Below are 12,455 nucleotides of genomic sequence, written 5' to 3' on the forward strand. Positions count from 1 at the left end.
ATTGCCGCGTCGCTTCGCAAGGGGAAAGCCAATCGGCTTTCCCTGACCTCGGAAGAAAGGGCACTTGTCCCGGACGCGGCGCCATGCGCCTCCGCGGGAGGCGTCATGCGCCGCGTCCGGGACAAGTGCCCTTTCTTCCGAGGTCAGGGAAAGCCGATTGGCTTTCCCCTTGCGAAGCGACGCGGCAATCCAGAGCCAAAAGCTCAACGAGAGCTGGATTGCTTCGTCGCAAGGGCTCCTCGCAATGACGGGGAGGAAGTTGCGAACCAACTTGAAACGATCCCGCTCTATCGCTTGCGGCCGATGCGGTCGGCGATCCAGTCGAAGATGAATTCATTGCCGATCGTCGGATTGTCGAACTGGGCGTGCGAGGCCGCGGTCTCCGACGCCGTGAAGATCTTCAGATCGATCTGTTGCCCACTCAAAGCCAGCGCGTCGCAGCACTGTGTGACATGGCCGGCATCCAGCCAGTCATGCTCCCCCAGCGCCACCAGAATCGGGCACTTGATCTTGCGGGCGATGCTGCCGCGGCAGAGCTTGTCGATATCCTTGGCAAAATCGGTCGCCGCGCCGCCCGCCAGCCGGGCGGCGAGAAAAGCGCGTTCATGCAGATCCCAGATACCGGCGTCACAGACCGCGGCGGCGAAGCGGTCGTCGAACGCCGCGCCGCGCGTCGCAAACGACGCTCCCAGCCCGTCGCCGAAAATCGCCACCTTGCGCGGATCGACGTCACCGCGCTCGGCCAGATAATCCATCCAGTTGCTGATCGCGGTTTCGATGTCATAGCGCCCGAACGCGCGATCGACGCCGCGGCGATATCCCTGGCCGGGCATGTCTATCAGCAGCAGCGACAGGCCGCGCTCATGGGCGTAGCGCGGCAGCCGGTAGAGGTGCTCCTCCTTGTACTGGTCCGGCGCGCAGACGCAGATCACGACCGGCGCGCGGCGGGTGCGCGGCGCCGGCAGGAAATAGCCCTGCAACGTCCGATCCTCCGACCAGGCGATGCTGACGATCTCGCCGGCCGGCGTCACATGTTTGAGATAGAGCTGCGAACAGGCGAACATCTGCTCGAGGGCGACGCCCTGCCGGGCGTCGGACGCCGCCATGAAGATCTGCGCGGTCCGATAATAGTTCGCCGCACGCAGCCAGTTGCTCAGCGCGGTTTTGAGGTGTCCGCTGGCCGCGGCCAGATCGCCGCGTTTTTTATTGAGATCGGCGGCCTTGTTCCACTGCAGATACCAGCTTTCCTCCGAAGAAGGATCGATCGCGCTGGCCGCCAGCAGGCATTCCGACACCGTGCTGCCGCCCTCCTGCGCCGCCCCAAGCACCCGCATGAACTGGAACGAATAATCCTCGTTCGCCGGCCACTGCATCCAGCCCCGCGCATCAAAGACAGGAGCTGTCCTTTCAATGTCGATGATCGTCACATCCCCAACTCTTGTTTGGTTTCGTTGTGTCATTCGCATGGACAAGCGAGGCCGGCCAAAAACCGACAACGAAGCAACGCTGGTCTTCGCCAGCTAGAAATTTAATTACATGTGTAGCTCAGTTTTCTAACTGAGCAACCGCTATTGTTATAAAAAGTTGCAGATTTATTTATACTCGCTCTCAAAAGTCGTCCAGATGACAATTGCGCGGCAGGCCCCCCTCAGCGACGCGGCGGCAGCGCGCGGGTATCGATCCAGATTTGGCCCTGATCGGCGCGGATTGGATAAAGCCGCAGCGGCCGGCTCGGCCAGCCCGGGGAAATCGCGCCGTCGCCAAGGCTGAACCAGGCGAGGTGCCGGGGGCAATGCAGCCGGCCGTCCGCCACACGGCCGAGGCCGAGATCGGCCTGTTCGTGCGGACACGCCCGCTCACAGGCGTGGAACCGGTCGCCGTCCCGGATCAGCAGCAGGTCAATGCCGGCGACCGTCACGCAGAGGATGGCCCGCTCGGACATGCGGTCGCGAGGGCACACGGCCATCCAGCGGGCGGGATCGTCATCCGCCAAGATAGGCCCGTCGGACATGGGCGTTCTCGATCAGTTCGGCGCCGGCGCCGGACAGCACCACGCGGCCGGCTTCCAGCAGATAGGCATGGTCGCACATGTCCAGCGCCGCATAGGCATTCTGCTCCACCAGCAGCACGGTCGTTCCGGCATCGCGGATCGCCTGGATGATGGCGAAGGTGCGCTCGACGATATTGGGTGCCAGCCCCAGCGACGGCTCGTCGAACATCACCAGCCGCGGCCGCGACATCAGCGCCCGGCCGATCGCCAGCATCTGCTGCTCGCCGCCGGACAAGGTCCCGGCCGCCTGCTTCTTGCGATCGGCGAGCCGCGGGAATTCGCCATAGATGCGGTCGCGGTCGACGGCGATTTCCGACGTATCGGAACGCAGATAGGCGCCCATGTCGAGATTCTCCGCCACCGTCATATGCGGAAAGACCCGGCGGCCTTCCGGGCAATGCGCGATACCCTTTGTCAGCACCTGCTGCGGACTGGCGCCGGTGATGTCCTCGCCCTCGAACCACAGGCTGCCGGAACGCGGCGGCACCAGCCCGGAAATCGCGCGCAGCGTGGTGCTCTTGCCGGCGCCGTTGGCGCCGATCAGCGCCACCAGCTGGCCGGCCTTGACGCGCAGCGTGACGCCTTTCAGCGCGGTGATCTGGCCGTAGCCGCAGACCATGTCCCGGATCTCAAGCATGTTTCGCGACCTCCTTGGCGCCCTGGCCGAGATAGGCCTCGATCACCGCCGGATCGTTGCGAATGGTCTCGGGCGGCCCCTCCGCGATGATGCGGCCGTAGTTCAGCACCACGATGCGATCGGACACGCTCATCACCATCGGCATGTCGTGCTCGACCAGCAGGATGGTCACGCCGCGATCCCTGATGTCGCGGATCAGTTGCACGAAAGTATGCGTCTCGGACGCATTCATGCCGGAGACCGGCTCGTCCAGCAGCAGCATCGAGGGCTGCGCCGCCAACGCCAGCGCGACCCCCACCAGCCGCTGCTCGCCATAGGACAGCGAGCCGGCGAGATCATTGGCGCGCGCTTCCAGCCCGATCCAGCGCACCAGCTCGGCCGCGCGCTGGCGCTGCGCACGCTCCGACGCCCGCGCTCGCGGCAGGCCAAGGATGGCATCGAGCAGGCCGACCTTGCCTTGACGGTGCAGGCCGATCAGCACGTTGTCGAACACCGTATCGCGCGCAAAGACGCTGGTGCGCTGAAAGGTGCGGATCAGTCCGAGATCGGCGATCTGATGCGATTTCAGGCCCTTCAGCGGAGTGCCGCGATACTTCACCTCGCCCTTGCTGGGGGTCAGGAAGCCGGTCATCAAATTGAAGGCCGTGGTCTTGCCGGCGCCGTTCGGCCCGATCAGGCTGAGGATCTCGCCCTCGCCGACCGTGAAATTAAGATCCGACAGCGCGACCAGGCCGCCGAACTGCATCGCGACATTCTCGACGCTGAGCACCGTGGCGCGGGGAGGACTGGTCATGCCCGGTCCTCCGCGACGTCGACCGTTCGAGGGGCCTTGTTGCCGGTGGCGCGCGACAGCCCGAGCAGTGGCGCCAGCGTCGGCACGATGCCACGCGGCAGCACGAACAGGATCGCGATGAGCACGCCGCCATAGGTGATCCATTGCGCTTCCGGCGGCATGATCGGCCGCAGGAACACCGGCAGCAGGCCGAAGATGACGCCGCCGATCACCGGACCCGCCAGCGAGCCCTTGCCGCCGGACACCACCATGATCACCATCGTCACCGTCGAGATGAAGGCGAACACGTCGGGATCGATGATCCGGATGTAGTGCGCATAGAGGCTGCCGGCGGCGCCGGCGATGCCGGCGGAAATCACCGCCGCCAGCGTCAGGGTTTTGGTGACGTCGATGCCGACGGCGACCGCCAGCGTCTCGTTCTCCATCAGCCCGCGCATCGCGCGGCCATAATGCGAGTGTACCAGCCGGGAGATCAGCCAATACGACGCCGCCGCGACCGCTAGCACCAGATAATAGTTCTGCAGTTTCGTCTTCAACACCCAATAGCCGAGCCCCGGCAGGCCGATGCTGATCGACGGGATGTTGGTGAGCGCCAGCGGGCCCTGCGTCAGATCCACCCAGTTCAGCGCCACCAGCCGCACCACTTCGGCGAAGGAAATGGTGACAATGACGAAATAGGCGCCGCGCACCCGGAACGATAGCCGGCCGACCAGATAGCCGCACAAGGCCGCGACAATGATCGCCAGCCCGAAGCCGGCGATCGGCGGCCATGGCACGTGCACGATGTGGAAGTCGCCAACAATCGGAACGTCGAAGCCGAGCGAGGTCAGCGCGCTGACATAGGCGCCGATGCCGAAGAAGGCGATGTGGCCGAGGCTGAGCTGCCCAGTGAAGCCGAGCAGCAGGTTGAGGCTCATCGCGCCGATGATGAAGATGCCGGTGGTGATCAGCGCGTTGAGCAGATAGGGATCCCGCAGCCACAGCGGCACGGAGATGAAGGCGGCGAGACAGATCAGCGTGGCGAGCCGGTTCATCCGACCCGCTCCGCGCGGGCGAACAGCCCGGTGGGTTTGAAGATCAGCACCGCGATGATGATCAGGAAGCCCATCGCGTCACGATAGCCCGACGACACATAGCCCGCGCCGAGTTCCTCGGCGAGCGCCAGGATGAAGCCGCCGATCACGGCGCCGGTGATGTTGCCGAGCCCGCCGAGGATGACGATGGCAAAGGCCTTCACCGCGGCGAGGTCGCCCATCTGCGGGAAGATCACATAGACCGGACCGAGCAACGCGCCGGCGGCGGCGGCGAGGCTGGAGCCGATCGCGAAGGTCGAGGTATAGACCCAGCTCACATTGACGCCCATCAGCGCCGCGGTGTCATGGTCCTGGAAGGTGGCGCGCATCGCGCGGCCGAGCCGGGTGCGGTTGATCAGCAGATAGGCGATCACGATCAGCAGCGCCGCGGCGGCCAGCACGAACAGCCGCAGCCACGAGACCGAGACCGGCCCCAGCACCAGCGGCGCATCGGGGAACGGATTGCTGACCGACTTCGCCACGCCGCCCCAGATCCACAGCGCGCCGGACTGCATCGCGATCCAGGCCCCGATCATCACCAGCATGGTGGTATCGATATCAGAGCCGCGCAGCGGCCGCAGCAGCACGATCTCGATGGCGGCGCCGAGCAGCCATCCGGCGACGATGGCGATCGGCAGCGCCAGAAAGAAATTCACGCCGAGCTGATGCACCACGATGAACATCATATAGGCGCCGAACGTATAGAGGATGCCGTGGGTGAAATTGACCACGTTCATGATGCCGAAGATCAGCGTCAGCCCGATGCCCAGCAGCGCATAGGTGCCGCCGAGCACCAGGGTGTTGAGCAGATGTTGCAGAAGCTGGTCCAAGGGTAGTCCTCACTGTCATTCCGGGGCGCAAGCGAACCCGGAATCCCGAGTTGTTCATCGTCTCATGTCGAGGTTCCCCGCCACTCCCATTGGAGTGGCTGAGGCTCGCTCGCGCTGCTAGCGCTCGCGCCCTGGAACGGTGGTGCGCGCTCTACATATCCTTCATCACGACCTTGCCGTCGGTGATCTCGACCAGATAGACGTTGGGAAAGCTCTGGCCGCTCTCCTGACCGGCGGGGCCGGACTTCTTGAACGCGATCTCGCCGTTCAGGCCCTTGACGCTGATCTCCCACAGCGCCGCCTTGATCGCCGCGGGCTCGGCCTTGCCGGCCTTCTCGATCGCCGCCGCGATGGTGCGAATGCCATCATAACCGCGGAAGCTCTCGGTCACGCCGGCGAATTCAAAGCCGCGCTTCTTCCACTCGGTGATGAAATAATTGGTGGCTTCCGGGTTCGGGGTCTTTTCCGGCATCCATGGCAGGAAGGTGGTCAGATGCATCGTGTTGTTGGCCGCGGCGCCCGCCTGCGCAATGATCTGGTCAGGGTTCTGCGAACCGCCAGTGGTGATGATCCGCTTCTTCAGACCGAGCGCGGCGGCCTGCTTGAAGACCAGCGTGAGCTGATCGACCGCGCCGGTGACGATCACCGTCTCGGAATCGGTCGCCTTGATCTTGGCGAGCTGCGCGCTCATGTCCTGCGCCGACTGGTCCATGGTCTCGACCAGGCCGATGCTGATGCCCTTGTCCTTCATCATCTTGCTGAAGTCCTCGGCGGTGCCGCGGCCCCAGTCATTGTTGATGACGAGAAAATCGACTTTCTTGAGCGCCAGCCTGTCGACGATGTTCTTGAACGCGGCCGCCTCGACGAAGGAAGGCGGCGAGATGCGGAACACGTAGGGGTTGCCCGAGGTGGTGATCTTGCTGGCCGACGAGGTCTCGACCACCATCGCGGTTTCGTACTCCACCAGTTTCGGCATCACGGCGAGCGTCAGGCTGGAGCCCCAGGCGCCCAGCAGCACCGGTGTCTTGTCGCGGGTGATCAGCTTCTCGGCGACGGCGGCGGCCTCGGTCGGGTTGCTCTTATTGTCCTCGATCACCAGTTCGATCTTCTTGCCGAGCAGGCCGCCCTTGGCATTGATCTCGTCGGCGGCGATCTTGGCGCCGTTGACGACATAGGTGCCCGACGCGGCGAAGGCGCCGGTCAGCGGCTCGTTGACGCCGATCTTGATGGTTTGCGCGTGCGCCGCGCCGTCAAGCAGAGCGAGCGCCAGGGCGATCGCCGGAACAGTCTTGAACGTCCGTATCATGTGGTTCTCCAATCTGACGCTGTTGAAACCCGCGCAGTCCAAACTTCGCCGCTCCGCATTAAGCGCGAACGTCGATTCATGATGCCGAACCGTCCCGCCCCGAGAGCCGGCGGACAAAGCCCACCGCTCGCTGTCGCAGCAGGCCGAAGATCAGCGAAATCCCATTGAGCTCGGCGGCCGGCGCGATCGCTCGGCTATCACCCGACAGCAGCCGGTCGAGATTGCCGGCGAATTCCGCGATCAGGCGCGTGGCGAGATCCCGCACCAGACCCGAGCGGCCGACCTGCGCGAGCATGCCGGTGAGGCTGTAGCCGATCGACAGGTCGACGCGCGTGGCAGCCCCCTGCTCGACCGGCAGCAGCCGGTAGCGGATCTCGCCCTGCGTCTGCGAGCGGCTGCGTTGATCACTGCCAACGCCGATGATGCGGCCGGACCGCGTCGCGGCATCGCTTTCAACCCGCGCCGCCCCGTTGAAATTCGCCGAAATCGGACCGACCCTGACGCGGATCGCGCCTTCGACCCGCTCCGGGGCCGGCGTTCCGGTCAATGATGCGCCCGGCAGGCAGGACGCCACGGCGGCGATATCGCCGAACATCGCAAACACTTTGGCGGGCGGATGCGCGACGGTGAAGGACTGTTCGAGAATGGTCGACGGCGTGAAGTCGGGAATGAGCAGCGGCGCTATTACGGCCGCGGATGGAGCCGCGATCGCGTCAGCGGGATTTGCGGAGCCGGCCGACGCGGCGTGGCCCGACCCGACCGGTCCCAGCAGCTTGCGGCCGGCATCGGGCTCCGCCGCGATGTCACGGCCACGGCGCGCCGCGATCACCGACTTCACCGCATTGACGATGCCGACATAGCCGGTGCAGCGGCACAGATTGCCGGACATGCCGACGCGGATCGCCTGCTCATCGGCATCGGGCAGCCGCTTCACCAGGTCGCGCGCCGAGACCAGCATGCCCGGCGTGCAATAGCCGCATTGCAGCGCATGCTCGCGGGTGAACGCGGCGCGCAATTCGATCGAAATCTCGTCGTCGTCGAGGCCTTCGATGGTGGTGATTTCAGCGCCGTCGCAGGTGACCGCGAAAGTGATACAGGAGCGCGCCGGCACGCCGTCGAGCAGCACTGTGCAGGCGCCGCACACGCCGTGCTCGCAGCCGAGATGGGTGCCGGTGAGATCGCGCTCATCGCGCAGGAAGTCCGCCAGGCTGGTGCGCGGCTCGACGCTGGCGGTGACCGCGCGGCTGTTGATCATGATGGCGACGCTATTCATGCCGCGGCCTCCGCGATCGCCCGGCGCAGCACCGTGACATGGATATGCCGATCGGCGGCATCACTGATACCGGCTTGCACCAGCAGGCGATCGGCGACGCGTGGATCAAAGCTGGTGCCGAACCCGCCGGTAATGTTGCCGCCGAACAGTTCGGCGCAGTCATCGATGACGATCGGCGCGGCTTCGACGGCGCCAATCACGATGCGGGCCGAACCGGCGTCGGGATCGATCAGAACGGCGCCGATGGCGTGGGCGAATTCGCCGGTCTTGCGGCAGCTCTTGACGTAGCCCCAGCGCGCGGAAGCGGTCATCGCCGGAATCCGCACGGCCTCGATCATCTCGCCCGGCTGCAGCGCGGTTTCCAGCGCGCCAACGATAAAGTCCTTCATCGCCACACGCCGCGTCGCAGCGGCGCTGCGCAGCGTCAGCGTGGCGCCGAGCGCCGACAGCGCCGAGACCCAGTCGGCGGAGGGATCAGCATGACTCAGCGAGCCGCCGATGGTGCCGCGGTTGCGCACCGCCCGATAGGCAATGGCCGCGGCGACGCGCCGCATCGCGCCGCGCGTCACGTCGGGAACGCGGCCGTCTTCTATGTCGGCATGGGTCACGCAGGCGCCGAGCACCAGCTCTTCGCCGCTGCGCTCGACATGTTTCAATTCGGCCAGGCCGGCGATGTCGACGATCAGATCGGGCGCGACCAGGCGCAGGTTCAGCATCGGGCCAAGCGACTGGCCGCCGGCGATCAGCTTGATCACGCCCTCGGTACCGGCCATGGCGGCGAGCGCCGATGGCAAATCGCGCGGACGCTGATAGGCGAAGGGGGCCGGTTTCATGCCGCCGGCCTTTCCGCGTCGCGCGCCGCGATGATCGCCGCCACGATGCGACGCGGCGAGATCGGCGAGTGCAGCATTTCCACCCGCAGCGGCCGCAGCGCGTCGTTGACGGCATTGGCGATCGCGGCCGGCGGCGCGATGGCGCCGCCCTCGCCAATGCCCTTGACGCCGAACTTGGTGTAGGGCGACGGCGTCTCCATGTGGTCCATCCGCGGCGACGGCACTTCGGTCGGCCCCGGCAGCAGATAGTCTGCCAGCGTGGTCGCTAGCGGCTGGCCGGCTGCGTCGAACGGCATCTCTTCGTACAGCGCCGTTCCGATGCCCTGGGCGAGGCCGCCAAAGATCTGGCCGTCGACGATCATCGGATTGACCAGCACGCCGCCGTCCTCGACGATCACATAATCGAGAATTTCGACGTCGCCGAGATCGGGATCGACGGCGACGATCACCGCATGCGCGGCATAGCTGAAAGTGCCGGAATCGCGCCGCGGCTTGTAGCCGGAGGTGGATTCCAGCCCGCCGGGATCGACATCGCCGGGCAGATCCTGCGGGCGACGGTACCAGGTATGCGCGATCTCCTTCAGCGTGACGCTGCCGCTGGCGCCGCGAATCTCGCCATCGACCAGCTCCACATCCGCCTCGTCGAGTTGCAGCAGCCTGGCGCCGATCTTCTTGGCGCGCTCGCCGAGTTCGGCGCAGGCGGTGGCTACCGCGCCACCGGCCATCACCATCGAGCGCGAGCCCCAGGTGCCGGTGGAGTACGGTGTCATCGCGGTGTCGCCGTGGACGACGCGGACCTTGGCGACATCGACGCCGAGCATTTCATGCGCGACCTGCGCCAGCGTGGTCTCCATGCCCTGGCCATGCGAATGCACCCCGACGCGCAGTTCGAGGCCGCCATCCGGCGTCAGCCGCGCGGTCGCCTGTTCGTGGCCGGGCACCATGGGGATACCCCAGCCGGAATAGACCGAGGTGCCATGCGCGGCCTGCTCGCAATAGATCGACAGGCCGACGCCGATCCTGCGGCCGTCAGCCTCGCCGCGACGCTGGCGGGCGCGCACCGCCGCGACGTCGATCATCGCCACCGCGCGACGCATCGCTTCCGGATAGTCGCCGCTGTCGAAATGCTTGTTGGTGATATTGTCGAACGGCATCTGCTCCGGCTGCACCAGATTGCGCAGCCTGACGTCGCCGGGCTCCAGCCCGGCTTCGGCCGCGACCATGTCGAGCATGATCTCCAGCGCAAAGCAGACGCCGGTGCGGGCGACGCCGCGATAGGGCAGGATCGGGCACTTGTTGGTGGCCACCGAATAGGTCCGGCAACGATAGGCCGGCATCAGATAGGGCCCCGGCAGAATGCTCACCACCTGCGCCGCCTCGAGGCAGGCCGAGAACGGATAGGACGAATAGGCCCCGGAATCGACCGACGCTTCGCAATCGATGCCGCGCAGCCGGCCATCGCGATCGGCATAGACGGTGATGCTGTAATGGTGCTCGCGGCAATTGGCCGATGCCACCAGATGCTCGCGGCGATCCTCGATCCAGCGCACCGGATGACCGCGCTTCATGGTCAGCCACGACAGGCAGACTTCTTCCGGCAGCAGGATGCCCTTGTGGCCGAAGCCGCCGCCGACATCGGGCGAGACGATGCGGATCTGGCCCTGGTCCATCCGCAGGCAGTCCGATAGCCCGTTGCGCACGATGTGCGGCATCTGGCTGCCGGTATAGAGCGTCAGCTGATCGAGCCGGTGATCGAAGGTGGCCACGACGCCGCGGCCTTCCAGCGGCGACATGCATTGCCGCGAAGTGGAGATTTCGCGCGTCACCTTGATCGGCGCGTCGAGGGCGCCGGAGATGTCGATTTCGAAAAAGCTTTCGAGAAAGACGTTGTCGCCCCAGTGCTCATGCACCAGCGGCGAGCCCGGCTCGCGCGCCTGGCGCATGTCATGCACGGCGGGCAATTCCTCGAGATCGAGCGTCACCGACGCCGCGATGTCCTCGGCTTCCGCGCGCGTCGCTGCCACGCACATCGCCACCAGCTCGCCAACCTGGCGGATCTTGCCGGTGGCCAGGATCGGCTGCTCGGAGATCTTGAAACCCGGCAGACCGGTGACCGCGCGGATCGGCTGGATGCCGGCGAGATCGGCTGACGTGAACACGACGTCGCGATAGCGCTCGGGAATATGGATCGCGCGGATTCGCGCATGCGCCACCGGGCTACGAACGAAGGCGACGTCCTCCAATCCGGCGAGGCGGATGTCGGCGACGAACTGGCCGCGGCCACGCATCAGCCGATCGTCTTCCTTGCGCGGCACGCGCGCGCCGACGCCCTGCTTTCCGGCAGGCGCGTCAGAAGACAAGTCGCGCGTATCGCGCATGGTCGGGCCCCGCCTCTACTGGAGCGATAGCCGCTTACGCGGCGACCGCCTCTGGGAGAATCGCCGCCACCGCGTCATGGCGCACGCCGGCACGCAGGCAGAACAACGGCTGCATCAGGCCGTCCGCGACCACTTCGGTATTCTCGTTGTCACGCAGGATGTAGCGACCGGGCCTGGTGGTGATCACCGAGACATCGGCATCCATGCCGACCTTCAACGAACCCACTGTGTCGGACAGACCTATCATCTTCGCCGGGTTCGACGTCACCATCGGCACCACCTGCTCCAGCGTCAGGCCGAGCGCCATCATCGAGCTCATCGCCTGCACCAGGCTGAACTTGGCCTGGCCGGCGAACGGATGGTTCTCCTCGTCTTCATGCTGGTCCGGCGTGCCAGCCGGCGCGGGAACGTGGGTATTGTAGCCGTGGATGTCGGCGCCGAGCGTGTTCGGCACGATGCCGGCGGCGATCGCCTTCTTCGCCAGCCGATAGGAAAAGTGACTGCCATGGCCGACGTCGATCTTGAGGCCGCGATCGATCGCCGCCCGGATCACCGGATGCACCTCGCCCTCGCGGTTGACGAAGCCGCCGGGATGCCGCGTGAACGGATGCGCCAGCACGTCGCCCTCCTTGAGCAGCGGGATCACACGCTCCAGAATCGTATCGACATCCTCGCCATTGGTACCGCTTTCCGGCAGGCCCCAAAGCTGGCCGAAATGCACATAGACCGGCAGCTTGGTCTGCTTGCCGATCTCCGAGGCCATTTCCAGCACGCGAATGCCCCAGCGCGCGAAGCCGCCGATCTCGGCATGCGCCTTGATGCCGCGCACCAGATCGAGATTGGCCATGGCGGATTTCACGGTGGCGTCGATGTCGACACCGTCCGGGCTGTACAGGTTGGGATAGAAATGGCCTTCGAGGCCGCCGACCAGATAGGCCGACAGGAAGGCATAGACGCGCGACTTGGCGGGCTCGGCGATGAAGTGGCGGAAGCCCGGCAGCGTCATGCAGGACGGGCCGCCCTGGTCGATCAGTGTGGTGACACCGGACTGCACGCCGACCATGTCGGGGTTCATGCCGAAGCGGCCGGAGACGTATTGATAGACATGCGCATGGGTATCGATCAGGCCGGGCAGCACAAGCTGGCCGGTGACGTCGATCACCTCCCTGGCGCTGGTGGGCAGGATGTCGGACTGCACGGCGGCGATCTTGCCGTTGCGGATCGCGATATCCTTCAGGCCATCAACGCCGGAGGCCGGATCGATGACACGGCCGCCGCGCAG

Annotated in this window: 11 protein-coding genes; all 11 read right to left on the reverse strand. The window is 65.7% G+C overall.

Going from position 1 to position 12,455, the window contains the following annotated elements:
- Nucleotides 1-287 precede the first annotated feature (287 nt).
- The gene (locus tag Q0S16_RS21740) at nucleotides 288-1,373 is read right to left on the reverse strand and encodes a prolyl oligopeptidase family serine peptidase (RefSeq protein ID WP_295852953.1); all 1,086 of its coding nucleotides are present in this window, start codon (nucleotides 1,371-1,373) and stop codon (nucleotides 288-290) included.
- Nucleotides 1,374-1,648: 275 nt separating this feature from the next.
- The gene (locus tag Q0S16_RS21745) at nucleotides 1,649-2,011 is read right to left on the reverse strand and encodes a Rieske (2Fe-2S) protein (RefSeq protein WP_295852955.1); all 363 of its coding nucleotides are present in this window, start codon (nucleotides 2,009-2,011) and stop codon (nucleotides 1,649-1,651) included.
- Entirely contained in the window at nucleotides 1,983-2,687 is a 705-nt protein-coding gene (locus Q0S16_RS21750; RefSeq protein ID WP_295852958.1) for an ABC transporter ATP-binding protein, read from the reverse strand. The genes Q0S16_RS21745 and Q0S16_RS21750 overlap by 29 nt, the downstream gene beginning before the upstream one ends.
- A complete protein-coding gene (locus Q0S16_RS21755) occupies nucleotides 2,680-3,480 on the reverse strand; it encodes an ABC transporter ATP-binding protein (RefSeq protein ID WP_295852960.1) in 801 nt (266 codons plus the stop codon). The genes Q0S16_RS21750 and Q0S16_RS21755 overlap by 8 nt, the downstream gene beginning before the upstream one ends.
- Nucleotides 3,477-4,514, reverse strand: coding sequence for a branched-chain amino acid ABC transporter permease (locus tag Q0S16_RS21760; protein WP_295852963.1), 1,038 nt, complete (start codon nucleotides 4,512-4,514; stop codon nucleotides 3,477-3,479). Before Q0S16_RS21760 ends, Q0S16_RS21755 begins: the two co-directional genes overlap by 4 nt.
- Entirely contained in the window at nucleotides 4,511-5,383 is an 873-nt protein-coding gene (locus tag Q0S16_RS21765; RefSeq protein ID WP_295852966.1) for a branched-chain amino acid ABC transporter permease, read from the reverse strand. Before Q0S16_RS21765 ends, Q0S16_RS21760 begins: the two co-directional genes overlap by 4 nt.
- Nucleotides 5,384-5,534: 151 nt before the next feature.
- Nucleotides 5,535-6,689, reverse strand: a complete 1,155-nt coding sequence (locus Q0S16_RS21770; protein ID WP_295852969.1) for an ABC transporter substrate-binding protein — start codon at nucleotides 6,687-6,689, stop codon at nucleotides 5,535-5,537.
- A gap of 76 nt (nucleotides 6,690-6,765) precedes the next feature.
- Entirely contained in the window at nucleotides 6,766-7,962 is a 1,197-nt protein-coding gene (locus Q0S16_RS21775) for a 2Fe-2S iron-sulfur cluster-binding protein (protein WP_295852970.1), read from the reverse strand.
- A complete protein-coding gene (locus tag Q0S16_RS21780; protein ID WP_295852972.1) occupies nucleotides 7,959-8,795 on the reverse strand; it encodes an FAD binding domain-containing protein in 837 nt (278 codons plus the stop codon). The genes Q0S16_RS21775 and Q0S16_RS21780 overlap by 4 nt, the downstream gene beginning before the upstream one ends.
- Nucleotides 8,792-11,083, reverse strand: a complete 2,292-nt coding sequence (locus Q0S16_RS21785) for a xanthine dehydrogenase family protein molybdopterin-binding subunit (protein ID WP_295852979.1) — start codon at nucleotides 11,081-11,083, stop codon at nucleotides 8,792-8,794. Before Q0S16_RS21785 ends, Q0S16_RS21780 begins: the two co-directional genes overlap by 4 nt.
- Before the next feature lie 124 nt (nucleotides 11,084-11,207).
- Nucleotides 11,208-12,455, reverse strand: a 1,248-nt coding sequence (locus Q0S16_RS21790) for an amidohydrolase/deacetylase family metallohydrolase (RefSeq protein ID WP_295852975.1), incomplete at its 5' end; no start/stop codon positions are given.

The organism is Tardiphaga sp. (assembly GCF_025356345.1).
GTDB lineage: Bacteria > Pseudomonadota > Alphaproteobacteria > Rhizobiales > Xanthobacteraceae > Tardiphaga.

Bases quoted from the DNA above. Each gene is read 5' to 3' on its own strand.
- Q0S16_RS21780 (WP_295852972.1), bottom strand. From the start codon at position 8,795: ATGAAACCGGCCCCCTTCGCCTATCAGCGTCCGCGCGATTTGCCATCG.
- Q0S16_RS21785 (WP_295852979.1), bottom strand. From the start codon at position 11,083: ATGCGTGGCCGCGGCCAGTTCGTCGCCGACATCCGCCTCGCCGGATTG.
- Q0S16_RS21760 (WP_295852963.1), bottom strand. From the start codon at position 4,514: ATGAACCGGCTCGCCACGCTGATCTGTCTCGCCGCCTTCATCTCCGTG.
- Q0S16_RS21740 (WP_295852953.1), bottom strand. From the start codon at position 1,373: ATGCAGTGGCCGGCGAACGAGGATTATTCGTTCCAGTTCATGCGGGTG.
- Q0S16_RS21775 (WP_295852970.1), bottom strand. From the start codon at position 7,962: ATGAATAGCGTCGCCATCATGATCAACAGCCGCGCGGTCACCGCCAGC.
- Q0S16_RS21755 (WP_295852960.1), bottom strand. From the start codon at position 3,480: ATGACCAGTCCTCCCCGCGCCACGGTGCTCAGCGTCGAGAATGTCGCG.
- Q0S16_RS21745 (WP_295852955.1), bottom strand. From the start codon at position 2,011: ATGTCCGACGGGCCTATCTTGGCGGATGACGATCCCGCCCGCTGGATG.
- Q0S16_RS21770 (WP_295852969.1), bottom strand. From the start codon at position 6,689: ATGATACGGACGTTCAAGACTGTTCCGGCGATCGCCCTGGCGCTCGCT.
- Q0S16_RS21750 (WP_295852958.1), bottom strand. From the start codon at position 2,687: ATGCTTGAGATCCGGGACATGGTCTGCGGCTACGGCCAGATCACCGCG.